This window comes from Neorhizobium alkalisoli, assembly GCF_002968635.1.
Taxonomy (GTDB): Bacteria; Pseudomonadota; Alphaproteobacteria; order Rhizobiales; family Rhizobiaceae; genus Neorhizobium; species Neorhizobium alkalisoli.
Map to the genome: position 1 here is coordinate 1 of NZ_PVBN01000054.1, position 405 is coordinate 405.

Genomic DNA, 405 nt, shown 5'->3' on the forward strand with positions numbered 1-405 from the left:
GGTAATACAGGTAATGTTTTCATACTGAAGATTTTCCTGATATGCAGATATAAAAATGGAAAAGTGGCGTGGTGAAAACACCAGGCCGTAGCAGAAGGCTATTCTGGAGAGTTAATTTTTCATTTCGGGCGTCGGATAAACAGCCAGATAAACGTAACCACAACTGCTGAGGGTATCGGCTTTGCAGGTCAGCCCTTTTGCATACAGCGTGACGGTATGCTGATGGCGGGGATTCAGTTCACCGCTGGTGAGCATGAGTTCCAGTTGTTTCAGCAGCAGCGGAAAGGCCTGGTCCAGGTGGTACGCATCTGCATCGCTGAACAGGCCTCTGATACCGGCGCGGTCGGCAAGGTAATGCAACCGGTTACCCTCCTGCACCAGACGTGCCCCGAAACAGGGCGTCAC

Annotated in this window: 1 protein-coding gene; it reads right to left on the reverse strand. The window is 51.4% G+C overall.

What is annotated here, in order from left to right; genetic code table 11:
- Positions 1-111 precede the first annotated feature (111 nt).
- A partial coding sequence (cbeA, locus tag C5L13_RS28520; protein WP_245571534.1) for a type IV toxin-antitoxin system cytoskeleton bundling-enhancing antitoxin CbeA occupies positions 112-405 on the reverse strand: 294 nt, incomplete at its 5' end.